General features: G+C 70.7%; 18 protein-coding genes. 11 read left to right on the top strand and 7 right to left on the bottom strand.

Annotation, left to right across the window (positions count from 1 at the left end; genetic code table 11):
- The first annotated feature begins 48 nt into the window (after positions 1-48).
- Both AB0J16_RS35455 and AB0J16_RS35450 read left to right on the top strand, forming a co-directional pair.
- Positions 49-639: a hypothetical protein gene (locus tag AB0J16_RS35455; protein ID WP_358547731.1), complete on the top strand. Its 591-nt coding sequence runs from the start codon at positions 49-51 to the stop codon at positions 637-639.
- 16 nt (positions 640-655) lie between these two features.
- On the top strand, positions 656-1,159 hold the full coding sequence (locus AB0J16_RS35450) for an OmpA family protein (protein ID WP_358547729.1): 504 nt from the start codon (positions 656-658) through the stop codon (positions 1,157-1,159).
- Positions 1,160-1,204: 45 nt separating this feature from the next.
- On the opposite strand, the gene AB0J16_RS35445 is transcribed toward AB0J16_RS35450, so the two are convergent.
- The 3 genes from AB0J16_RS35445 to AB0J16_RS35435 form a co-directional block, all read right to left on the bottom strand.
- Entirely contained in the window at positions 1,205-2,167 is a 963-nt protein-coding gene (locus tag AB0J16_RS35445) for a winged helix-turn-helix domain-containing protein (RefSeq protein WP_358547727.1), read from the bottom strand.
- 125 nt (positions 2,168-2,292) lie between these two features.
- On the bottom strand, positions 2,293-3,360 hold the full coding sequence (locus AB0J16_RS35440; protein ID WP_358547724.1) for a trypsin-like peptidase domain-containing protein: 1,068 nt from the start codon (positions 3,358-3,360) through the stop codon (positions 2,293-2,295).
- 18 nt (positions 3,361-3,378) lie between these two features.
- On the bottom strand, positions 3,379-4,806 hold the full coding sequence (locus AB0J16_RS35435; RefSeq protein ID WP_358547722.1) for an AMP-binding protein: 1,428 nt from the start codon (positions 4,804-4,806) through the stop codon (positions 3,379-3,381).
- 79 nt (positions 4,807-4,885) lie between these two features.
- Between AB0J16_RS35435 and AB0J16_RS35430 the strand changes: the two genes are divergently transcribed.
- Positions 4,886-5,866: a hypothetical protein gene (locus tag AB0J16_RS35430; RefSeq protein WP_358547720.1), complete on the top strand. Its 981-nt coding sequence runs from the start codon at positions 4,886-4,888 to the stop codon at positions 5,864-5,866.
- A 62-nt stretch (positions 5,867-5,928) separates the two neighbouring features.
- Entirely contained in the window at positions 5,929-8,106 is a 2,178-nt protein-coding gene (locus tag AB0J16_RS35425; protein ID WP_358547717.1) for an acyl-CoA dehydrogenase, read from the top strand.
- A 54-nt stretch (positions 8,107-8,160) separates the two neighbouring features.
- Here the strand turns inward: AB0J16_RS35425 and AB0J16_RS35420 are convergent, their stop codons facing one another.
- Positions 8,161-10,005, bottom strand: coding sequence for a hypothetical protein (locus AB0J16_RS35420; RefSeq protein WP_358547714.1), 1,845 nt, complete (start codon positions 10,003-10,005; stop codon positions 8,161-8,163).
- Between the two features lie 98 nt (positions 10,006-10,103).
- Between AB0J16_RS35420 and AB0J16_RS35415 the strand changes: the two genes are divergently transcribed.
- The 5 genes from AB0J16_RS35415 (at position 10,104) to AB0J16_RS35395 (ending at position 17,950) form a co-directional block, all read left to right on the top strand.
- Positions 10,104-11,738, top strand: coding sequence for a hypothetical protein (locus AB0J16_RS35415; RefSeq protein WP_358547712.1), 1,635 nt, complete (start codon positions 10,104-10,106; stop codon positions 11,736-11,738).
- Between the two features lie 110 nt (positions 11,739-11,848).
- Positions 11,849-11,983, top strand: coding sequence for a hypothetical protein (locus AB0J16_RS35410; protein WP_263655675.1), 135 nt, complete (start codon positions 11,849-11,851; stop codon positions 11,981-11,983).
- 11 nt (positions 11,984-11,994) lie between these two features.
- A complete protein-coding gene (locus AB0J16_RS35405; protein WP_357647703.1) occupies positions 11,995-12,798 on the top strand; it encodes a glycosyltransferase in 804 nt (267 codons plus the stop codon).
- Entirely contained in the window at positions 12,795-13,898 is a 1,104-nt protein-coding gene (locus AB0J16_RS35400) for a glycosyltransferase family 4 protein (protein WP_358547709.1), read from the top strand. Before AB0J16_RS35405 ends, AB0J16_RS35400 begins: the two co-directional genes overlap by 4 nt.
- Entirely contained in the window at positions 13,895-17,950 is a 4,056-nt protein-coding gene (locus AB0J16_RS35395; protein ID WP_358547707.1) for an alpha-(1->3)-arabinofuranosyltransferase family protein, read from the top strand. Before AB0J16_RS35400 ends, AB0J16_RS35395 begins: the two co-directional genes overlap by 4 nt.
- Here the strand turns inward: AB0J16_RS35395 and AB0J16_RS35390 are convergent.
- Together AB0J16_RS35390 and AB0J16_RS35385 are read right to left on the bottom strand one after the other, a co-directional pair.
- Positions 17,868-19,085, bottom strand: a complete 1,218-nt coding sequence (locus tag AB0J16_RS35390) for an acyltransferase (protein WP_358547704.1) — start codon at positions 19,083-19,085, stop codon at positions 17,868-17,870. The two genes, AB0J16_RS35395 and AB0J16_RS35390, sit on opposite strands and share 83 nt — an antisense overlap.
- Entirely contained in the window at positions 19,082-19,801 is a 720-nt protein-coding gene (locus AB0J16_RS35385; RefSeq protein WP_358547701.1) for a class I SAM-dependent methyltransferase, read from the bottom strand. Before AB0J16_RS35385 ends, AB0J16_RS35390 begins: the two co-directional genes overlap by 4 nt.
- 279 nt (positions 19,802-20,080) lie before the next feature.
- Between AB0J16_RS35385 and AB0J16_RS35380 the strand changes: the two genes are divergently transcribed.
- Both AB0J16_RS35380 and AB0J16_RS35375 read left to right on the top strand, forming a co-directional pair.
- Positions 20,081-20,998, top strand: a complete 918-nt coding sequence (locus AB0J16_RS35380) for a DUF3068 domain-containing protein (RefSeq protein ID WP_358547699.1) — start codon at positions 20,081-20,083, stop codon at positions 20,996-20,998.
- A gap of 137 nt (positions 20,999-21,135) precedes the next feature.
- Positions 21,136-22,242, top strand: a complete 1,107-nt coding sequence (locus tag AB0J16_RS35375) for a nitronate monooxygenase family protein (RefSeq protein ID WP_358547696.1) — start codon at positions 21,136-21,138, stop codon at positions 22,240-22,242.
- Between the two features lie 51 nt (positions 22,243-22,293).
- Here AB0J16_RS35375 and AB0J16_RS35370 read toward each other — a convergent pair whose 3' ends face one another.
- A complete protein-coding gene (locus AB0J16_RS35370) occupies positions 22,294-23,103 on the bottom strand; it encodes a crotonase/enoyl-CoA hydratase family protein (protein WP_358547694.1) in 810 nt (269 codons plus the stop codon).
- Between the last annotated feature and the right edge of the window lie 130 nt (positions 23,104-23,233).

Below are 23,233 nucleotides of genomic sequence, written 5' to 3'. Positions count from 1 at the left end.
ACCTTCGGGGCCACGAGTTCCACCCCTACCGGCAAAGGTGATCAGAACATGCGGAAGACGATCGCGCTGGCTGTCGCGGCCGTCGCGTTGACCGGCTGCGGGATGCTCCCTGGCCAGCAGGGCGGCGGCGGCGAGGAGCAGACGGGACAGACCGCGCCGCCTGAGCGGGCCACCACCGCGGCGAGCGCACCGGCCGAAGCGCAGCCGACCGCGCCCGCGCAGGAGGCCAAGGCGATCGCGAGCCGGGAGGTCAAGGTCGGGGCCGGCGGTCAGTACGGCAAGGCTCGCGTCGACATCACCGGGCTCAAGCGGCAGGGCAGGACGATCAGCCTCAACTGGACCGTCACCGCCACCGAGGGCAAGGTCAACCTGCACAACGGCATGAGCAGCGGCACGCTCGACTACACGGTGTCGGCCGTCTCCCTGATCGACCCGGTCAACGCCAAGCGCTACCGCGTCGCCCGCAACGGTACGGGCGAGGACGCTAAGTGCGTCTGCTCGGGCACCCAGGGGCAGTTCCTGGACAGCGGCGACGCCTCCACTCTCTACGCGGTGTTCGCCGCCCCGCCCCCGGACGTCACGAAGATCAATGTCGAGATGCCGATGATGGGCGTGTTCACCGATGTTCCGATCTCTTAGCGTCGCGCTGGCTCTGTTGCTTTCGCCAACCCCCGCTCCGCCCGCCGACGCCACCGGTCCGGTGGAGGATCTGGTGCTTCCCGTCGAGGACATCATCGGCGAGGTCGAGTCGCTCGACGGCACCGAGAGCGAGACCAAGCAGGGCGAGCAGGTCACGGTCGCGCTCACCAGCGACGTGCTGTTCGCGGTGGACAAGTGGGTGCTGACCGCTGCGGCGAAACAGCGGCTCAGGGGAGTGGCGCGCAAGATCGACGCGGAGGGCGCCGGGGGCGTCGTGAAGGTCGAGGGGCACACCGACGACCAGGGCAGCGACGCCTACAACGTCACGCTGTCGCAGCGCCGGGCGCAGGCCGTACAGCAGGCCATGCGCGCCATGCTGACCCGCGGCAACGCCGACCTCCAGGCGAAGGGGTACGGCGAGAGCCGCCCGAAGGTGCCCAACATCGTCGACGGCAAGCCCGTCGCCCAGAACCGGGCGAAGAACCGCCGCGTGGAACTCGTCTTCAATGTCAAACAGTGAGCCCATGCGGTCAGCCCGGCCGAAGTAAGTGAGCTCGCCCCAAGATCAGGTGGTGAGCTGGGCCAGACCGTCGCCCATCGAGGTGCGGCTGTACAGGACAGACCGGCCGCTGCGCGTACGCGAGACCAGGCCCGCCCGCCGCAACACGGCCAGATGACCCCCCACCCCGCCGAGCGTCATCGACAGCTGGGCGACCAGCTGGCTGGTGCTGGCCGGGCTGTCGAGCGCCGTCAGCACCGCCGCCCGGCCCCGCCCGAGCAGCGCGACCAGGCCGTCGGCGGCGGGTGAGCCCCGCTCCCAGAGCGCGGCGACGCCGTGCGCGGGGTAGGTGAGGCCGTACGCGCGCGGTGGATCGAGGTAGACGTACCTGGCGCCGAACGCGTTCGGCATCAGCACCACGCCCACCCCGCCGAGCCGGTGGGAGGCGCCGCGGACCTTGCCGAGCAGGATGCGCTCCTCCTTCAGCTCCATGTCGATGCCGAGGCGGCCGAACACCTCCATCCAGCCGTACACCGCGAGCCGCCCGGCCCGTTGCACGATGTCGCGCTCCAGCAGGGCGCGCAGCCGGGGCCAGTCGGGGGCGAGCAGCTCGGTCCAGAGCGCTTCGAGGGCGTCGGCGACCCGCGCGGCGGCGTCGGGAACGTCCAGCGCCGGATCGACCGGCCGCTCCCGATGGCTGAGCCGGAAGTCGGCGGCGACCCGGTCGGCGGGCATCCGCCGGACGGCGGCCACCTCCCGCTCGAACGTGGTGTCCACGCCGTCGGGCGGCACGCAGTAGAAGTCGGGGGCGTAGTCGGTCACCCGGTGCAGCCGGATCAGCGCGCGCAATACGGGGCTGCCCGCGAGCAGCCGCTGGTAGCGGTCGCGTACGCGGGCCGTCCAGATGGGCAGACCGGGCGGCACGTGCTGGCCGCTCAGCACGTTGAGCGCGCCGACGACCTGACTCATGGGCGACAGACCGAACCTGACCTTCGCCAGATCCTCGGGCGTGCACTCCAGATGAGCCACCGTCCCACCTCCGGACGCAAAGATTAGCGTTGGCGAAAAGAGCGGTGGCGAAAAGAGCGGTGGCGGAAGGAGCGGTGGCGGAAAGAGCATTGGCGAAAAGAGCATTGGCGAAAAAGCGAGGAGAGTCAGTCGCCCGGCAGGACGCCCAAGGTCACCGTGATCGTCGTGGTCGAGCCATTGAGCCTGACGACCCCCACCTTGGCCTGCTTCCCCGGCTGGAGCGCGCTCAGCACCTCGGCCAGCGTGGCCATCGACAGCGTCTCCCGGCCGTTGATGGAGATGATCACGTCCCCCGGCTTGATGCCCGCGTTGGCGGCCGCGCTGCCCTTGTCGACCTTGGCCACGGCGACCCCGGCGGCCTGGCCGTCGTCGCCGATGACCGTACTGCCCCTGATGCCGAGCGCGGCCCGGTGGCTGTTGGTGACCTTGCCGCTGCGGATGATCTGAGCGGCTATGTCCGTGGCGGTGTTGCTCGGGATGGCGAACCCGATGCCCGGCGCGGCTCCGCCGCCGAGATCCTGGTCGATCGCGGCGAGCGTCGGGATGCCGATGACCTGCCCGGACAGGTCGACGAGGCCGCCGCCGCTGTTGCCGGGGTTGATCGCGGCCGACGTCTGGATGGCGCCGGTGATCGTCGCGCCGGGCGATTCGGGATCCTGCGGCTCGGTCACGGTACGGCCCACCGCCGAGACGATCCCCTGGGTGACGCTGCCCGACAGCCCCAGCGGGTTGCCCATGGCGAGCACCATCTGGCCGACCCGGAGCTTCGACGAGTCGCCGAACCTGGCCGGTGTCAGCCCCTTCGGGTCGTCCACCTTGATGACGGCCAGGTCGCCGCCGCCGAAGCTCTTGACGAGCCTGGCGTCGTGCGCCTTGCTGCCCGTGGCCAGGGTCACGGTCATCTGCTTCGCCCCGCCCACGACGTGCGCGTTGGTCAGGATGTGTCCCGCCGAGTCGTACACGATGCCCGAGCCGAGCCCGTCCTCGGTGGTGATCTGCACGATCGACGGGAGCACCTGCTTGATGGTGCGTTCGAAGGACGCTTCCAACGGCACCATGGACTCCTGGGCGGCGGGCGTCTGGGACGGTGGCCAAGTCGGGGGCGTCGTAGAGCGGGCCGCAGTGGTGTTCGGCGGTCCTGAGCAGGCGACCAGCAGCATGGCGGCGGCGATCGCGGCAACGACCTTGCCCATGCAGGGCTACTGCCCCGGTCAACTGGAAAGATACGCCTCGCGGACGTTTCGTCTGCTCAGCTTGCCGGTGGGCGTACGCGGCAGCGCGTCGCGGAACTCGATGACGCGCGGATGCTTGAGTTTGGCCAGTCGCGGCGCGCAGTGCCGCATCAGTTCGGCGGTGAGATCGCCGGTGTAGGTGCCCTCGGTGGGCTGGACGAGCGCGACGACCCGCTGACCCCACTCGGGGTCGGGCACACCGATCACCGCGACGTCGGTCACGGAGGGGTGTTCGAGCAGCACCGCCTCGATCTCGGCGGGATAGATGTTGACGCCGCCCGAGATGATCAGGTCGGTCCTGCGGTCGAGCAGGAACAGGTAGCCCTCATCGTCCAGGTAGCCGATGTCGCCGGGGGTGTAGGCGGGTCCGCGCATGGCGGCGGCCGTCTTGCCGGGGTCGCCGTGGTACTCGAAGCGGTTCACGCCGCCGATGTAGACCAGGCCCGGCTCCCCGGGCGCCACCTCCTCGCCGCCGTCGCCGACGATCGTGAACGTCATGCCGTCGAGTGCCCTGCCGACCGTGCCCGGCCTGGCCAGCCACTCCCGCGACGACACCATGGTGGCCACGGCCGCCTCGGTGGAGCCGTAGTACTCCCACAGCACCGGGCCGAGCCAGTCGATCATGGCCTGCTTGGTCGCGGGCGGGCACGGCGCCGCGCCGTGGTAGAGGTGCGTCAGCGATGAGAGGTCGTACTCCTCCCGATCCGGTACGGCCAGCAGCCGGTGGAACATCGTGGGCACCATGAACGCGTTCGTCACCCGATGCCGCTCCACCAGCCGCAGGGTCTCGGCGGCGTCGAACCGCTCCGGCGCCACGATCGAGTGCCCGAGCTGCAGCGCCATCATCGCCTGACCGTACGGCGCCGAGTGGTACAGCTGCGAGCACACCAGATGCACCCCGCCGACCGGCAGCCCGAAATGCCGCCAGCTCTTGCGCATGAGGATCGGGTACAGCTCCTCGGGCGTCAGGGGCAGCAGCCGTCGGCGCACGCCTTTGGGCCGCCCCGTCGTGCCGGAGGTGTAGAGCATCATCGACCCGGCCCGCCGATGCTCCGGCGCGGTGTCCGGCTGACCGGCCATCAGCTCGCCGGCGCTGAGCGCGGCGGGGGAGACCACGACCTTCGCGCCGCAGTCGGCCACGATGTAGGCGATCTCCTCGTCGGTGAAATGCCAGTTGACCGGTACGAGGTAGGCGCCGATCTGGTACGTCGCGAGCATTATGGTCAGGGCGTCCAGCCCGTTCCTGAGCACGGTCACCACCGAGTCGCCCGGCGCCACTCCGCGCGCGGTCAGGCCGTGGGAGACCTGGTTGGCGCGGGCCAGCAACTCCCCGTACGTCGCGGCGTCCGGGCCCAGCAGGGCGGGACGCTCGGCGTCGGCGGCGGCGATCTCGTAAAAACCCCTCATGCTCGCGACCATACAGAACTAGATTCTGGCGAGCGAGTAGCGGAATTATCCCGCTCCTTCGTAACGTAACCTGAAAGCCATGGCGGACGTCGGCGACCAGATACCTACCTCGGACTCTCCCACCACCCCGTTCAGGAAGATCGTCCTGCCCGCCGATGAGACGGTCATGGTCCCCCGGCCGTTAGAGCGGCCACAGCCGCCCGACCACCCACCGGTCCAGCCCGGTCAGGGTCAGTCCGGCCAGGTTCAGTCAGGCCAAGGTCAGCCGGTCCAGCCGCTGCCACCGATCCCGCCCCCAACCCTCAAGGGTGGGCTGCTCGCCAGGGTCGGTGACATCCCGATCAAGGTCATCTACCTGTTCGGCGCCATCATCGCGACCGTGCTGGCCGTCCTGCTGGTGTTCGTGATCTTCTCCGGTGACGTGCCGAAGGACACGCAGCAGCCCCCGCGGCAGGTGGCCCCGGTCTCCCCGGTGCCGGGTGGCTCCGCCTCGCCCAAGCCGTCTGCGGCCGGGATCGTGCTCCCTGAGGTGCCGAAGAGTCTCGCGTACCCCGACCAGGCCGGTACGGCGACCGTCACCATCGGCACCATCTCCGACCTGGCCACCGGCATCAGCTACCCGCGCCTGGGCCTGCCGTGGACGGCCAAGTCGTTCGCGCCGTTCGCCATCGCCCAGCGCGTCGGCAAGGTCGCCATCCCGCACACGGTGATCGGCTCGGCGATGCTCCCCGGCGCCACCCCGAAGCCCAAGCCGGCCAAGAACGCCGACTACCGCGGCCTCGCCGTCAGGGCGGTCAACTGGACGCTGCGCACGCAGTATCCGGCGGGCGCCACGATCGCCTGGACCGGATCGCAGAAGGTGCCGGTGGGCAAGGGCTGGATGGTCGGCTACAAGGTGACCTACACGGTCTCGGGCAAGCAGAAGACCTCGCAGGCCATCATCTCGATCCACGAGGTGGGGAAGACCAAGCCGGCGATGCTGTTCGCCTCGATCCCCCAGAGCGGCAAGTCGCACTACCGTGACCTGAACACGATCGCCCTCAACATACGGACCCCATAGGCCAGAAGCATGCTCTAGAATATGGTTCTGGCATATAACGGGGCCTGGCTGGAGGATGTGCGATGGCGATCGGGTTGAGCGAGGAACACGAGGCGCTCCGCGAGTCAGTGAGCGGCTGGGCGGCGCGGAACATCCCCGCCGAGCTGCTGCGATCCGGGGCGGACGGGCGTCCCGCGTTCTGGTCGGGGCTCGCCGAGCAGGGCCTGCTCGGCCTGCACCTGCCCGAGGAGTTCGGCGGCTCCGGCTACGGGCTGCTGGAGGCCGCGGTCGCCGTCGAGGCGCTGGCCGAGCGGATGGCGCCGGGGCCGTACGTGCCGACGGTGCTGGCCAGCGCGGTGATCAACGCCTCCAAGCGGCCCGAGCACCTGGAGTCGTTCGCCGACGGCTCGCTCACCGCCGCGGTCGCACTGACCGGCACGCTGACCGGAACCCTCACCGAGGACGGCGGCCTGATCGTCTCCGGCACGGCCGAGAACGTGCTCGGCGCCTCGCTGGCCGACGCGCTGGTGCTGCCGGTCGCCACGGCCGAGGGCGAGGAATGGGTCATCATCGACGCCTCGTCCGCCACCGTCACGGAGCTCAAGTCCCTCGACCTCACCAGGCCGGTGGCCAAGGTGGAGCTGTCGGAGGTGCTGGTGCCCGACCTGGGCGTCCTGGGCGGCGTCCAGAGCTCCGACGTACGCAATCTCGCCGCGATCCTGCTCGGCGCCGAGGCCGCGGGCCTGGCCTCCTGGTGCGTGACGGCCGCGGCCGATTACGCGAAGGTCCGCGTCCAGTTCGGCCGCCCGATCGGCCAGTTCCAGGGCATCAAGCACAAGCTGTCCCGCATGCTCGTGGCACTGGAGCAGGCGCGCGCCACCGTCTGGGACGCCACCCGCGCCGACGGCAAGGAGCTGGACTACGCCGCCGCGATCGCCGCCGTGATGGCGCCCGACGCGGCCGTGCGGTGCGCCAAGGACGCCATCCAGACCTTCGGCGGCATCGGCTACACCTTCGAGCACGACGTCCACCTCTACTACCGCCGCGCGCTCACGATCCGCGCGCTGCTCGGCTCGTCGGCCGAGTGGGCGGCCACCGTCACCGCGCTCGCGCTGCAAGGTGTCACGCGCGAGATGGAGCTCGACCTGCCCGAGGACGCCGAAGAGCTGCGCGAGTCGATCCGCGCGGAGGTCGCGTCGCTGAAGGAGCTGGAGGGCACGGAGCAGAAGCGGGCGCTGGCCGCGCGCGGCCTGGTCATGCCGCACCTGCCCAAGCCGTGGGGTCGCGGCGCCAAGCCGCTGGAGCAGGTGCTGATCGCCCAGGAGCTCAAGGCCGCGCGGGTGAAACTGCCCGCGATGATCATCGGCGCGTGGGTGGTGCCGTCGATCGTCTCGTACGGCACCCCCGAGCAGCAGGAACGCTTCCTGCTCAAGACGCTCGGCGGCGAGATGATCTGGTGCCAGCTCTTCTCCGAGCCCGGCGCCGGATCCGACCTGGCCTCGCTGCAGATGAAGGCGGACAAGGTCGAGGGCGGCTGGAAGCTCAACGGTCAGAAGGTGTGGACCTCGGTCGCGCACGTCGCCGAGTGGGGCATCTGCATCGCCCGCAACTCCTCCGAGGGCTCCAAGCACGAGGGCATCACCTACTTCCTGGTCGACATGAAGGCGCCGGGGGTCACGGTCCGGCCGCTGACCGAGATGACCGGCGAGAACCTGTTCAACGAGGTCTTCCTGGACGATGTGTTCGTGCCGGACGAGCTGGTCGTGGGCGAGGTCGGGCAGGGCTGGAAGGTCGCCCGCAACACACTGTCCAACGAGCGGGTCTCGCTCTCGTCCGGGTCGGGCGGCACGGGCGCGTCCGTGCCGGACCTGCTCGGGCTGGCCGGCCGGCTCGGGCGGGAGCTGTCGCCGGTCGAGGCGTACCAGGTCGCGCAGGTGATCTGCGAGGGGCACTCGATCAACGCGCTGTCGCTGCGGGTGACGCTCAAGCAGCTGGCGGGGGCCGAGCCCGGCGCGGACGCCTCGGTACGCAAGCTGCTGTCCACCGCGCACGCCCAGCACGTCTCGGAGTCGGCGGTGGAGCTGCTGGGGTCCGCGGCCGTGGTGGCGGCCGACATGAAGCTCGGCGACGCCGGCTACTGGAACCGGGCGGTGCTCGCCACCCGGGCGATGACCATCTACGGCGGCACCACCGAGGTGCAGCTGAACATCATCGGGGAGCGCATGCTCGGCCTGCCGAGGGACCCTGAGCCGGGTAAATGACGGCGGGGGCCGGGCTCGGGGGCCCGGCCCTCCACGGGCACCTGGGGAAGGGGCTCAGGGGGTGACCGGCTGGAGCGGGCTCGGCGTCCCGTCGGCCCACGGTCTCGGGATGCCGATCTTGATCTCGCCGAGGCAGGCGTCCGGGCCGTTCGCCATACGGATGACGAGTTCGGTCCCGCCGCCCTTGACCGCGGCGAACGTCCAGCCGAACCCCTTCTCCGCGGCCACCTCGTCCCGCCCGGTGCCGAGCCGTACCGACAGCCGGGTGGCGGCCGGGTTGAGGTAGCCGACCTGGACCGTCCACTCGCCCTCGGGCAGCCGCGCCGGCAGCCGGAAGCGGACCTCGCGGGCGCCGACCGGCTTGCAGCCGGCGGGCTGGGGGATCGTCAGCCCGTCGATGCTCACCGGGCGCAGACGGCCCTGCGGGTCGAAGGTCAGCGGGTTGCGTACCGGGCCGCTGAGGCGTCTGGCCCAGGTCACCGGGTGCGGCGCGATCGGGCCGAGCACCTTCGAGGCCAGCGCGTAGTCGTAGAAGAAGATCGGGTAGACGACCTTGGCGGGTACGTGCGTGTCCAGCACGACCGCGTGCTCCGGGGCGCGCTTGAGCGCCAGCCTGCCGGTCTCGACGTAGCTCTTGACGTCCGCGCCGAACGGCAGCCGGGCGTAGGCCGCGACCGACCAGACCGAGCCGATCGCGATCGCGGCGGCCAGCGGGAGCCAGGCGAACCTGAGGCGCGGCCAGGCGCGCAGCCAGGGGCGTTCCTCACCGGCGAGCGGGATGAACGCCAGGCCGATGGCGATCGCCACGACCGTGGCCGTGGACGACACGTAGCGCAGCTCGGCCCCGCTCAGGTCCGGCCCGAGCTGCTGGATCCGGCCGATCATGACGGGCACCACGTCGGCCAGCGCGAAGTAGGCGAGCAGCACCAGCCACGCCAGCCAGGCCCGCCGCCGGAAGAACACCGAGACCGCCAGCACGACCACCGCGACGCCGAGCCCTGCCCAGACCAGCGCGGGCGGCGTCCCCGCCATCGCGTAGTCCTCGCCGATCGGGCGCCACTGCCAGGGTCCGCCCAGCGACGTCGGCACCAGTGAGCTGGACAGCAGCGTCCAGGCGAACTTCGCCGCGAGCCCCGCGTCCGGCAGGCTGGGCTGGATCGTGTCGTTGGTGAGCTGCACGGAGGTGAGAAGCTGGCGGAAGAAGACGGCCGCGTAGCCGGTGAGCAGGCCCGCGTACAGCAGCAGGGCCGGCCACTGCCGCCGCCGGCTCCAGCCGAGCCAGCCCACGCTCAGCGCGACGGCCAGCAGCAGGATGAACGGCGCCTTGACGAAGAACGCCATCGCGAACAGCGTCCAGCCCGCCGCGGCCAGCGCGTGTCTGAAGCGGCCCGTCCTGGTGTAGAGGACGTGCGAGCACAACGCCATCGGCAGCGCGATCTGGAACGGCAGCGTCTCGATCACCACCGCCCACCACGACAGCGAGGAGATCGTCATCGGCGTCAGCAGGTAGAACCCCAGCGGCACCAGGATGGCCGGGCGCGCACCGAACAGCAGGCGCAGCAGCCGCAGCAGGGCCAGGCCCGCCGCGCCCAACAGAGTGACCGTCACGACGTGCGCGAGGACGTCGTTGTACACGCCCAGGCGGCCCATCGCCCACTGGATCGCGAACGGGCCGGGGACCAGGTGGCCGTAGTCGACCCGCATGAGGTAGTCCCACGTCAGGTCGTGCTCCAGGCCGCGGGCGATGAAGGTGAAGTCGTCCTGGCGGAAGTACGTACGCCGGACGAGGCCGGACTTCCAGACGAGCTGTACGGCGATCATCGCCAGGGCGGTGGCCATCACGGCGTCCCCGCCGCGCAGCCAATGACGGGCCCCCACCGTCGTCTCGCTCGTCGCCACCCCGCCCCCTCCAGGCCCCCTCAAGCCTCCAGCGGGAAGCGTAGTCATTGGGTGATTTGCGGGGAATGGCCGTTGTTCGGTTGTGATGTCATAGCGGGATGCCGCACACGACCCGAGCCGGACCGCTGTCGGCCGTGCTCGGGCTCGTCCTCGGCTGCCTCGCCCTCGGACCCGCTCTGGGTTGGGGTTTCGTCCTGGTGCAGGACATGGTCTTCGTGCCGGACCCGGCTTTCTCACGCTTCACGTTCGGGCTGGCCGGTGGGGCACCGAGGGTGGTGCCCAGTGACGCCGTGGTCACCGCGCTGGCCACCGTCGTCCCGGCCGAGTTGGTGCAGAAGGCGATCCTGCTGGGGATCTTCGTGCTGGGCTGCTCGGGTGCCGCGTTGCTCGTGCCCTCGGGCCTGCTCGGGGCTCGGCTGGTGGCCGGGGCTTACTACGTGTGGAACCCGTACGTGGCCGAGCGACTGCTGATGGGGCAGTGGGCCTTGCTGCTGGGGTACGCGGGGCTGCCGTGGGTGGTGCGCGCGGTCCTCGCCCGGCGCGGACTGCTGCTCGCCGTGCTGCCCGCCGCCGTCGGGGGGTTCGCGGCCATGACCGTCACGGCACTCACGGCGCTGCCCGTCGCGGGCCGGCGGGTCCGGGTGGGCGCGGTGCTGCTGGCCGTCAGCCTGCCGTGGCTGCTGCTCGCGCTGCTGCGGCCGGGCGGGCTGAGCGGGGATCCGGTGGGCGTGGACGCGTTCGCGACCAGGGCGGACGGGCCGTTCGGGGCGGTGGGCAGCCTGCTGTCGCTGGGCGGGATCTGGAACGCCAATGCCGTCCCGGCCGGGTACGAGACCGCCGTGGGTTCGGTGGCCCGGTTGGCGCTGGCCGTGGCGGGGATCGTGGGGTTCGTCCTGATGAGGGACCGGCCGAGAGGGCTGGGCGCGGCGGCGGCCATCGGGCTCGGGATCGCCTGCCTGGGGGTGACCGAGCCGGGCCGCGCGGTGTTCAGGTGGCTGGTCGGGGTGTGGGGCGGGTTCGCGGTGTTCAGGGACGCCCAGCAGTTCGTGGCGCCCCTGGCCCTCCTCGCCGCGGTCGGGCTGGGCGCCCTGACAAGAGAAGCCCTGACACGGGAGGCGCCGAAACGAGAGGCGCTGCCAAAAGAAGCGCTGCCAAAAGAAGCGCTGCCAAAAGAAGCGCTGCCAAAAGAAGCGCTGGCAAAAGAAGCGGGGAAGGCCGGACGGTGGGCGGTCCTGATGGTGCTCGTGCCCGTGGCCGTGCTGCCGACCCTGGCCTGGGGCGGGGCGGGGGCGCTGCGGGCCGTGAGCTACCCGGAGGGCTGGAGCCAGGCCCGTGAGGTGATGCGGCGCGATCCGGAGCCGGGGGACGTGCTGGTGCTGCCGTTCGAGTCCTACCGGAGGTTCCCGTGGAACGGGGACCGGGCGGTGCTCGACCCGGCGCAGCGCTACTTCGCCGTGCCGGGCAGGGAGGTGGTGGCCAACGACTCGGTACGCGTCGGTAGCATGGTCGTCCAGGCCGAGGACAAGAGGGTACGCGAGCTAGAACGCGTACTAGTAGGACCCTCACCAGACCTGGCCGCAGCGGGTTTCCGGTACATCGTGGTCGACGCGGGGACACCGGAGGAGCGGCAGCGGTTCGCGGGCTGGCTCAGCGGAGCGAGCCTGCTAGTGGCCACAGATGACCTGAAACTGTACCGAACCGACCGCCGGTTTGTACGTTTTTTACAACACTAGGTCCGCTGATCAGCGTATTTATTAAGATTTCGTAGAGCTACTTCCGAGTAGCAAGAATTGGTTCTAAGTTTGGGACGCCCGCTCATTAGCCGCTCGAGGAGGAACCCCCCGTGATCAAGATCCTCTTAGCAGCGATCATCGGTGTCGCCGTCGCCGCGCTCGTCGCGACGGTCACCACCGTGTCCTTCACCGGGGCCACCGCGACGCCCGTCAACCGCCCGCTCTACAACTACGGCGACCGGTAGTCCGAGCCGTTATGCCGCCCTCCCCCCAAGGGGACGAGAGGACGAGCCGACCACCACTGCTCGAGATCGTCGTTCCCGCCTTCAACGAGGAACTTCGACTCCCGGGGGGGCTCCTGCAGCTGTGCGCGAAGCTTGCCCGCATGCCGTTCCCGACCGCCGTCATCGTCGTCGACAACAACAGCACGGACAGCACCGCTGAGATCGTCAGGACCTGGCCACGGGGACCGGTTCCGGTTCGGCTCGTCGAGTGCGCGACTCCCGGCAAGGGTGCCGCCGTCCGCGCGGGGTTGCTCGACACCAGCGCTCCGTTCGTGGGGTTCTGCGACGCCGACATGGCCACCGACCTGGCCGCCATCGATGTCGCGTTCGGCCTGCTGCTCTCCGGTGAGCGCGTGGTCGTGGGCTCGCGGGCGCATGCCTTCTCCGATGTCGAGAACCGGCACAGCCGGGTGCGCGAGCTGGGCGCCGTCGGCTTCCGCGCGCTGGCCCGCGTACTGGTGCGCGGAGTGAGCGACACGCAGTGCGGCTTCAAGTTCTTCGACGGCGCGCTCGTCCGCGAGGCCGTCGACGGGCTGCGCACCTACGGCTTCGCCTTCGACGTCGAGCTGCTGGCCCGCTGCGTCGCGTTCGGCTCGACGGTGCTGGAGATCCCCGTCAACTGGCGGGACATGCCCGGCTCCCGCTTCTCCCCGGCCAGGCACAGCGTCGGCATCCTGCTGGAGCTGGGCCGGATCTGGCTCAGACTGCGCGCCGTGCCGAGCCCCGGTGTGACTCCGAGGTGGGAGCAGCCGCTCGACCCCGTCGGATCTCCGTGAACGTCGCCGTCGTCAACTGGCGTGATCCGTGGCACCCGGCCGCCGGTGGCGCCGAGACGTACGCCTGGGAGATGGCCCGCCGCTTCGCGCGGGCCGGCGACCAGGTGTGCTTCGTCACGGCGCGGGCGCCGGGCCAGCTCAGGAAGGAGACCGTCGAGGGGGTAAGGCTGGCCCGCATGGGCGGGCCGTTCACCGTCTACCCCCTGGTCCTGGTCTGGCTGGTGCTGCGCCGGGGCGTGTTCGACGCGGTGCTCGATTGCCAGAACGGCATCCCGTTCTTCACGCCGCTGGTGCTGCCTCGCCGTACCAAGGTCATGTGCGTCGTCCATCATGTGCACGACCGGCAGTTCGACGTGCACCTGCCCCGGTGGCTGGCGGTGTTCGGGCGCTTCCTGGAGGGGCCCGCGTCGCGGTGGACGTACAAGGGGCGCGACAGCGTGGCCGTCTCGCCCTCGACCGTGAGCGCCATGCGCGAGCGGCTCGGCTGGGTCGGCCCCATTCACATCGTGCCCAACGGGGTGAACGTCTCCACGGACGGAGACTTCCCCAGAAGCCGGACACCGCGGCTGGTCTGCGTCGGCAGGCTGGTCGCGCACAAGCGCGTCGACCTGCTGCTCGACGCGGTGAGCCAGCTCAGGAAGCGGTGGCCGGACCTCGCCGTCGACGTGATCGGCAGGGGCCCGGAGGAGGCGCGGCTGCGCGCCCGGCTCCCGGAGGGCGTCACCATGCACGGCTATCTGCCCGAGGACGAGAAGGAGCGGCTGATCGCCGCCGCCTGGCTGCAGGTCAACGCCTCGCAGGGCGAGGGCTGGGGGTTGTGCGTGCTGGAGGCCGCCGCGCTCGGCGTGCCGACCGTCGCCTACGACGTGGACGGCCTCAGGGACGCGGTACGCCACGGCGAGACGGGCTGGCTGGTGCCCGAGGGCGTCGGGAGCACCGGCCTGGCCAAGGGCATCGCCGCGGCCCTGGACGAACTCAACGACACCTATCGCATGAAATGTCGGGAATGGGCGGGGAAGTTTTGCTGGGACCGGAGCGCGGAACAGCTGGCCGCGCTGGTGCATGGCCGTACGGCGGGACCCGGCTGGGAGGAGCCGTGATCGACAGGGTCCGGCACAGGCTCTGGCTGGCGCTCTGCTGCCTGGGCTTCGCGGTGCTGACGTTCACCACCAAGCCGGGCAGCATCATCTCCGACACCAAGCTCGACCTGGCGCTCAACCCGGTCGGCTGGCTGGAGCGCGCCGCCCACCTGTGGGACCCGCAGCACTTCGGCCAGCTGCAGAACCAGGTGGCCGGCTACCTGTTCCCGATGGGCCCGTTCTTCGCGCTCGGCGACCTGGTCAACCTGGCGCCCTGGGTGACCCAGCGGCTCTGGATGACGGTGCTGCTGTGCGTGGCCTTCCTCGGTGTGGAGCGGCTGGGCAGGCAGCTCGGCGTCGGCACGCCGGGCGCCCGGATCGTGGCCGCGCTGGCGTACGCGCTGGCGCCGCGCACGCTGTCGATCATCGGCGAGATCTCCATCGAGTGGCTGCCCGCCGCGATGCTGCCGTGGATCCTGATCCCGCTGCTCACCGCCTCGGAGACGGGCCAGCGGGCCAGGGCGGCGGTCAGATCGGGGCTGGCCGTGGCGCTGTGCGGCGGCGTGAACGCGGTCGCGGTGCTGGCCGTGCTCATCGCCCCCGTGCTCTACATCCTGACCCGGCCCGCCCCGGTGCCCCGCTGGCGGATGCTCGGCTGGTGGACGGGCGCGGTCGCCGTGGCCACCCTGTTCTGGTGGCTGCCGCTGCTGCTCGTGGGCCGCTACGCCTTCTCCTTCCTGCCCTACACCGAGACGGCCTCGACGACCACGCAGGTCACCTCGCTGACGAACGTGCTGCGCGGCGCCTCCGACTGGGTGCGCTACCTGACCGTCGGCGGCGTCACCGACCAGCCCGCCGGCTACGCGATCGCCACCTCCGCCGTGCTGGTCGCGATCACCGGCCTGCTGGCCGCGCTCGGCCTGGCCGGGCTGGCCCGGCGCGACCTGCCCGCGAAGGGCTTCCTGCTGGTGCTGTTCGTCGTGGGCGTGGCCGCGCTGGTCGCCGGGCACGTGAGCGCGCTGGAGCCGGTGGTCGCCGAGCCGGTGCGCTGGCTGCTGGACGGGCCGCTCGCGCCGCTGCGCAACCTGCGGAAGTTCGATCCCCTGGTACGGCTGCCGCTCGCCTTCGGCCTGGCGCACCTGCTGGCCGGGGCCCGGCTGCGGCTGCGCTCGGTGGCCCTGGTGGCCTTGGCCGGACTCGTGCTCCCCGTCTTCAACCAGGGGTTGAGCGCACCCGGCGACTTCAAGGAGGTGCCGCTCTACTGGAAGCAGGCGGCCGCCTGGGTGAACGAGAACGCCGGGGACGACGGCGTGCTGGTCGTGCCCGGCGCCAAGTTCGGCGAATACCTCTGGGGCCGGCCGATGGACGATCCCATGCAGCCGCTGTTCACCGCCCGCTGGACCACCCGGCAGGTCGCGGCGGCCGGCTCGGTGGGCCTGACCCGGCTGCTCGACGTCATCGACCAGCGGCTCACGGCCGGCTACGGCTCGGTGGGGCTGACCGACGTGCTGCGCAGGATGGGCGTGCGCTACCTGGTCGTCAGGAACGACCTCATGCGGGCGAACCTGCAAGGCGCCTGGCCGTCCAGGGTCTACGAGGCGCTGCGCGAGTCGCCGGGCATCACGAAGGTGCGCTCGTTCGGCGGGGAGGTCGGCGACACCGTCACGGACGACGTGATCGAATCGGTGGACTGGCCGTTCCCCGCCCTGGAGATCTACGAGGTGTCGGGCAGCTCCGACCTGCTCAGCGTGCAGTCGGCGGGCGACGCCGTACAGGTGCGCGGCGGCCCCGACTCCCTGCTCGCGATGGGCGATCTCGGGCTGCTCGGCGACGGCCCCGTGCTGGTGAACGACGACGCGGGCAAGCGCGAGGCACCGGTCGTGGCCAGCGACGCGCTGCGACTGCGCGAGCGGCAGTTCGGTGAGATCCGGTCGAACTGGACGCCCACGCTGACGGCCGACAGGCGCGACGACTTCTCCGGGGTCAAGACGCTCGACCTGCTTGAGAACGGCTGGTTGCGCGACACCGCCACCGCCGAGTACGACGGCATCTCCAGCATCACCGCCTCCTCCTCGGTGGCCGACGCCGAGGCGGTGCCCGGCCTCAGCGCCACGGGCCGCAGCCCGTGGGCCGCCATGGACGGCGACTACGAGACCGGCTGGGAGAGCGGCGGCTGGCACCGGCCCCAGGGCGAGTGGCTGCGCGTGGACCTGCCCAGGCCGCGGGTGATCCCGCGCTTCCAGGCGACGTTCACCAACAACGTGCTGCTCGGGCAGTCGGTCAAGCGCGTGGCCGTGGAGAGCGAGGGCGGCCGGATCGAGCAGGACGTCCAGCAGACCAACAGCCCGCAGTGGCTGCGCGTCCCGCCCGGCGCGACGAGCTGGCTGCGCGTCAAGATCCTGGCCACGTACAACAGGAACTGGAGCTTCGTGCAGCGGGTGGGCATCACCGAGCTCACGATCCCCGGCATCCTGCCGGGCCGGACGATCCGGCTGCCCGGCGAGGGCGGCGACGCCTTCGTCATGGACCGGGGGCTCGACTCCCGCCCCTGGTGCATGCGGAACCAGAGCCGCTGGATCTGCAACCCGCTGCTGGCCAGGCCGGGCGAAGAAGGCGCCGGATTCGACCGCACTTTCACCGTTGAGGCGGGGCGGAAGGCCGCGGTACGCGGCTCCGCCGTCCTGCGCGACGCCAAGCTCGTCGACCGCTTCACCCGGCTGGGCGGGGACCTGACCACGGTGACCGGTTCGTCGCAGGCGACCAAGGACGCAGTGGTCGCGCCGCGGTCGGCGTTCGACGCCGACGCGGCCACCACCTGGCTCCCGGCCGCCGACGACCCCGAGCCCACGCTCACGCTCGGCTGGCGGGCCAAGCGCGTCCTGTCGCGGATCCAGATCGCCCGGCCCGGCGGCGACAAGCAGCCGCTCGACGTGGCCGTGACCGGTGACAAGGGCGCCGTTCGCAGCGGCCGGGTGGACGCCAACGGCTACCTGACGTTCAAGCCCCTCACCACGACCCGGCTCAAGCTGCGCTTCTATCCCGCCTCCAAGCGGCTGCAGGTCACCGAGCTGGTGATCCCCGGCGTCGCGCCGGCCAGCAGGCCGGAGGGCGTGCCGTTCCGGCTGGCCTGTGGGCAGGGACCGCAGCTGCAGGTCAACGGCGCGAGCGTGGCGACCAAGGTGAGCGGCACCTTCGCCGACCTGCTCGAACAGCGGCCGGTGAAGTTCACCGGCTGCTCCAAGGCCGCGCTGGCGGCCGGCGACAACCGGGTCAGGGCCGCCGGCTGGGACCCCTTCGCGGTGGAGAACCTGGTGATCGGCGCGCTCCCCGCCGGGCCGCCCGCCGTGGAGGGCGCGGCCGTCCCGGCTACATGGTCGTCGTCGGTACGCGAGGCGCGGGTGACGGCGCCGAAGGACGCCTTCCTCGTCGTCAACGAGAACTACAACGCGGGCTGGCGCGCCGAGCTCGACGGCAAGGCGCTGCGGCCGCTCCGGATCGACGGCTGGAAGCAGGCCTGGGAGCTGCCCGCCGGCACAACGGGGACCGTACGCATGGAGTACCTGCCCGACCGGCCCTACTGGCTCGCGCTCGCCGTCGGGCTGGCCGGGATCGCCCTGCTCACGTTGCTCGCCCTCGTGCTGCGCGGGCCGCGTCCCGAACATGTCCTGGCGACCGCCGCCGCCGCCGACTCGCGGCTGTCGCGTTGGCGGGTGCCGTACGTGATCGTGCTGGGGCTGGCGTTCGGCGGCTGGGTGGCGGACTGGCCCGGCATGCTCGCGGTCCTGGCCGCCGTCGTGGCGGTGCTGCTGCTACGCGTACGGCGCGCGGTGGCCGTGCACTGGGTGGCCGGTTGGCTGTTCGGCGGGGCCACGGCGGCGCTGGCGGCGGCCATGGCGCTGCGCGACTACGGGGTGGACGTCGGGCTGCTGACGGACCAGGTGCCGCAGCTCATCGCCTGCGCGGCCATGGGCGTGCTCTTCGGGCAGCTGGTCACGGAGCCGGAACCACCGGCGGCTGAGCCGGAGCCGGCGGTGGCGGAGGAACAGGAGCTGGCCGGCGCCCGGCCAGCCTGAGCGCGCTCTCCTCGACCAGGTGGTAGCTGGTGGCGCTGAGCAGGAGCGAGGCGATGAAGGTCAGGATCGCGACCTTGACGAAGTCACCGGTGAACGGCTGATCCCCGGTGATCTTGTAGTACAGGGTGATCACCGGGGCGTGCCACAGGAAGAAGCTGTAGGAGATGCGCCCCAGGTACGCCGTGACCGGATTGCCCAGCACGCGATGCCTCAGTGAGTCGTGCCTGGAGGCGAGCGCGAACGGCGCGACCACCAGGACGGCCACCGACGTCTCCAGGATCATCCGCCACAGCGACTGCGACAGCGTGGGCAGGGTGAGCGTGCGCGGCCCGGCCAGCTCGGTGCTCAGCACCGCGTACAGCAGCAGGGCCAGCACCAGCAACTGGGGCGCGAGCGCGTCGACGACCTGGCTCTGCTTGATCCACACCGACAGGACGGCCATGGCCATGCCGGCGGCGAAGTAGATCAGGTGATGCGGCAGCCAGAGCGCCAGCTGCGGCTGGTCGAAGACGTGCGAGACGACCACGCTGGCCAGCGAGACCACCGGCAGCACGGCGATGCCCGCCAGCAGCCTGACCGGCCGGTTGCCGCCGCGCGCCCAGGCGTGCAGGGCCCAGACGTTCAGGACCCAGGCGAGCACCGGCAGCAGCAGGTAGAACGCCATCTCGATCGGCATCGTCCACATCTGGTAGAGGCCGTCGGGGGCGCGGTTCTGCTCGGTGTAGTTCTGCAGCAGGAACAGCCACTTCACCCAGCCGGTCCAGTCGAGCGAGCTCCACGCCCACAGGGCCAGCGCCGTGACCAGCCAGTAGGCGGGCATGACGCGGACCACGCGGCGCCACAGGTAGCGTCCCGGCCGGGGGCGAGGCGTGTCCTCGATGACCGCGCGGGCCCACGGGCGGTAGAGCAGCAGGCCCGACAGCAGGAAGAAGATCGGCACGGCGATGCCCAGCCGGGTGGTCATCCAGGCGAACATGCCCTCGCGGTACATGATCCCGGTGTTGCCGCCGACGTGCAGCACCCAGACGCCGAGCGCGGCCAGGGCGCGGATGCCGTCGAGCGCGGCGTCCCTGCCCGCCGGTGGGTCCGTCGCGGGCGTCTGCGGGAGGCTCACGGGTGCTTGTTGCGGATTCATGGGCGCTTCCTGAGCACGAGGACCAGATTCCACGTGGCGAACTCCCTGACGATCGGCACCTTCAGCATCGGCCGCCACCACCAAGGCAGGTAGCGGGGCAGCACGTCGACCAGGTCGGCGTCCGTACGGGTCCGCGCCCAGCGCAGACCGTCGGCCACCGAGACCGGATAGAGGCTCTGGCCGTAACGATTTTTGGGCGGCTTCCCGTTTTTTTCCTCATATTTCCGGGCGGCCCGGTCGCCCCCCAGGTAGTGCCAGGGCGAGGTCTCGTGGCCGCCCCAGGGGGAGAGCCAGTTCGTGTACGCGAGGAAGATCAGGCCGCCGGGCCGGGTGACGCGCGTCATCTCGGCCGCCATCCGCCACGGGTCTGGAACGTGTTCCAGGACGTTGGACGAGAAGCAGACGTCGAAGGAGGCGTCGGCGAGCGGCAGGTCGAGCGCGCTGCCGAGCACACCCCCGCTGGGCGCGCCCTGTCCGGCCAGCTCGCCGGCGTCGACGTCCACGCACAGGCAGCGGGCGCCGTCGCGTCTGAAGGCGTCGGCGAAGTATCCAGGACCGCCCCCCACGTCGAGCACCGTCTTGCCGCTCAACGTGACGTAATGCCGCAGCTGTGCGGCGGTGTCGGCGGCGAGCGTGGTGTAGTAGTCGCTCGGCGTGGTCTGCTCGGACCTGAACGCGCGGAAGAGGCGGACGGATCTGGCCAGATCGGCGCGCATACTCGCGGCTCCCGGGTGCTTGACGGGCTCCCACAATAGAACGAAGCTCTGGCGGAGGCGATACCGCTGCGGGACAGGCGCGATAACATCCCGCTCGGACCCGCTTCATCGTAGAACCTGTTCCGATTCGTTATGCGGATGTAGCTGCAGCGATCTGTGATCGAATGCTACTTTCCAGTAGCGATCATGTTGCGGGTTAATCACGCCCGCGATCTGATGTCCGGGGGGACAAGTAAGCCGGCCTTCGTCGTATCCCTCGACCGCCAGGAGGATCCCAGAATGCGACGCACACCTGTACTCGTTCTCGTCGCCGTCGGCGCGTTCCTGGTCGTACTGGCGGGAATGATCCGTTTCTGGGCGGCGGAAAGGATCATCGCGGCTCCGGCGGCCCAATACAGCGTCACCAAGCTGCAGGCCCCGGGAGCCCAATACTTCTCCATCGCCGACGGCAAGGTGCTGACCGCGGACCTCAGCATGCTCGTCACCACCCGTGGCGACGTCAAAGAGGCCACGGACAACCGGGTGGTCTGGGACCAGTTCACCGTGGTGGACGACGTCACCAACAGCAAGCCGCAGATCAGCCTGTCGGAGCGGCGCAGCGCCTTCGACCGGCGCACCGGGGTGGCCGTCAACTGCTGCGGGGTCAGCGTCGACAAGGAGCCGGTGAAGCTGGAGGGGCAGATCTACCTGTTCCCGTTCGGCACCGAGAAGAAGACGTACAAGGTCTTCAACCAGACGGCCAAGAAGGCGTTCGACACGACCTTCGTCGGTGAGGACACCGTCAACGGGCTGCCGGTCTACAAGTTCCAGCAGGTCGTCCCGGCCACGAAGGTCGCCACGCTGACCGCCCCCGGCTCGCTCTTCGGCGTGACCCAGTCGGGCGACATCCAGCTCGACCGCTGGTACGAGGGCACCGACACCTACTGGGTCGAGCCCAACAGCGGCGCCCCGGTCAAGCAGGAAGTGCGGCGCAACGAGACGCTCAAGACCCAGGACGGCGTCGAGCGCGCCAAGGCCCTGGTCGCCACCGCCTCGTTCACTCCGCAGACCATCACCGAGATGGTGCGCACGGCCACTGACGCCAAGAACCAGATCACGCTGCTGAAGACCACGATCCCGATCGTCCTGCTCGTGCTCGGCCTGCTCGCGCTGGCCGTCGCGGTCCTCCTCGGCCGCCGCCGCCGCGAAGGCGAGTAACTCGTACGGCCGGCACAGGGCGCCCGTGACTTGTTCCGGGCGCCCTGTCCGTTTGTGTGGTTATTTGTCCGACCGACGAAAAGTTCTAGTACTAGAACACGTTGCAGTTTCTTCGCCGCCGGTCGTATTGTCGGCCCATGCGGACCCGTGTCACGGACATGTTCGGAATCGAGCTACCGATCTTCGCCTTCAGCCACTGCCGCGACGTAGTCGCCGCGGTCAGCCGGGCCGGCGGGATGGGCGTGCTCGGAGCCCTCTACTTCACCCCAGAAGAGCTCGAAATGGAGCTCAAATGGATTGACGACCACGTCGACGGCCACCCGTACGGCGTCGACGTGGTCATGCCCGCCTCCTACGAGGGCGCCGACTTCGCGCCCGAGGAGCTGGTGGGCCGCCTGCAGACGATGGTCCCGGCGGGCCACCGGCAGTTCGTCGAGAACCTCCTGGCCGCCCACGGCGTGCCGCCCCTGTCCTCGGACGCCGACGCGGGCAAGGTGCTGCTCGGCTGGACGGACGTCACCGCCCGCCCGCAGGTGGAGACGGCGCTGCGGCACCCGATCGCGCTGCTGGCCAACGCGCTGGGCCCGCCACCCGCGGACGTGGTCGAGCTCGCCCACTCCCACGGCGTCAAGGTCGCCGCCCTCGCCTCCACCCCGCGCCACGCGCTCAAGCAGGTGGAGGTGGGCGTGGACGTGGTGGTGGCGCAGGGCACGGAGGCCGGCGGGCACACCGGCGAGATCTCCACCATGGTCCTGATCCCTCAGGTGGTGGACGCGGTGGACGTGCCGGTCCTGGCGGCGGGCGGCATCGGCAACGGCCGCCAGATGGCCGCCGGCATGGCTCTGGGCGCCGAGGGCGTCTGGACCGGCTCGCTCTGGCTCACGGTCGAGGAGGCGGACACTCCCGAGATGGCCAAGAAGCGCATTCTGGAGGCCACCTCCCGCGACACGGTCCGCTCCCGCAGCTGGACGGGCAAGCCGGCCCGCCTGCTCAAGAACGAGTGGACGGAGGCCTGGGAGTCGCAGGAGTCGCCGGGGACGCTGCCGATGCCGCTGCAGTTCATGCTGGTATCGGACGCGCTGCGCCGCATCGGCCGCTCGGACGCCGCCGAACTGGCCACCTTCCCGGCGGGCCAGATCATCGGCATCACCAACCAGGTCCGGTCGACGCGCGACGTCATGTACTCACTGATGGAGGAGTACGCGGAGGCCACGGAACGCCTGGGCCGCATCACGGGGGACTGACCCGCCGTCAGAGGTAGCGGGGGAGTCCCCGCTACCTCGGCGCCGTCGCGCTCAGTGGCCCTTGTAGCTGGCCGCCCGCTTCTCCTTGAAGGCCCGAGCGCCCTCGCGGGCGTCCTGGGAGCCGATCACCGGCCAGCCGATCTCGTCCGACACCTTGAGCGCCTCCGGCTCCGGCATGCCCAGCGTGTCCCGGTACGTGCGCAGGATCGCCTGCACCGCGAGCGGGCCCGAGGCGGCGATGTCGTCCGCGATCTCCCGCGCCACCGCCAGTGCCTGCCCGTCCGGTACGACGCGGTTGACCAGGCCCATGGACAGGGCCTCCGCCGCGGTGATCGAGCGGCCGGTGAGCAGCAGGTCCATGGCGTGGCAGTACGGGATCTGCCGGGGCAGGCGGATCGCGCTGCCGCCCATCGGGAACAGCGCCCGCTTGGCCTCGAACAGGCCGAGTGTCGCCGACTCCGCCACCACCCGCAGGTCGGTCCCGACCAGCAGTTCGGTGCCGCCGGCCACCGCGTAGCCCTCGACCGCCGAGACGATCGGCTTGGTCGGGAGGTCCTCGCGGAGCAGGCCCTTCCAGTGGAAGTTGGGGATCTGGGCGGCGCGCGCCTGGACGTCGGCGTCCGTCGAGGGCTGTCCCATGGCCTTGAGGTCGGCGCCGGCGCAGAAGGTGCCCTCCGCGCCCGTGAGGATGGCGGCCCTGACCTCTGCTTCGGCCGACACGTATGCCCAGGCCGAGGCCAGGCCGATCAGCATGTCGGAGGAGAGCGCGTTGCGCGCCTCCGGCCGGTTCATGGTGACGATGACGACGTGGCCGTCGCGTTCGACCCGGCAGTGGGGGGTGCTGATCGGCAGGAGCTCCACGGACGCCTCCAGATAACGAATCAAGCGCTTGTTAGGCAGCGATCCTACCCTGTGGCGAGCCCGCGAGACGATGATGGCGGCACGACCTCGATCAAGCGCTTGCTACGACTCCGGTGCCGGGATACGCTGC

This window comes from Nonomuraea sp. NPDC049750 (genome assembly GCF_040659625.1).
Classification (GTDB): domain Bacteria; phylum Actinomycetota; class Actinomycetes; order Streptosporangiales; family Streptosporangiaceae; genus Nonomuraea.
This window is presented reverse-complemented; position numbering and strand designations above follow the sequence as displayed.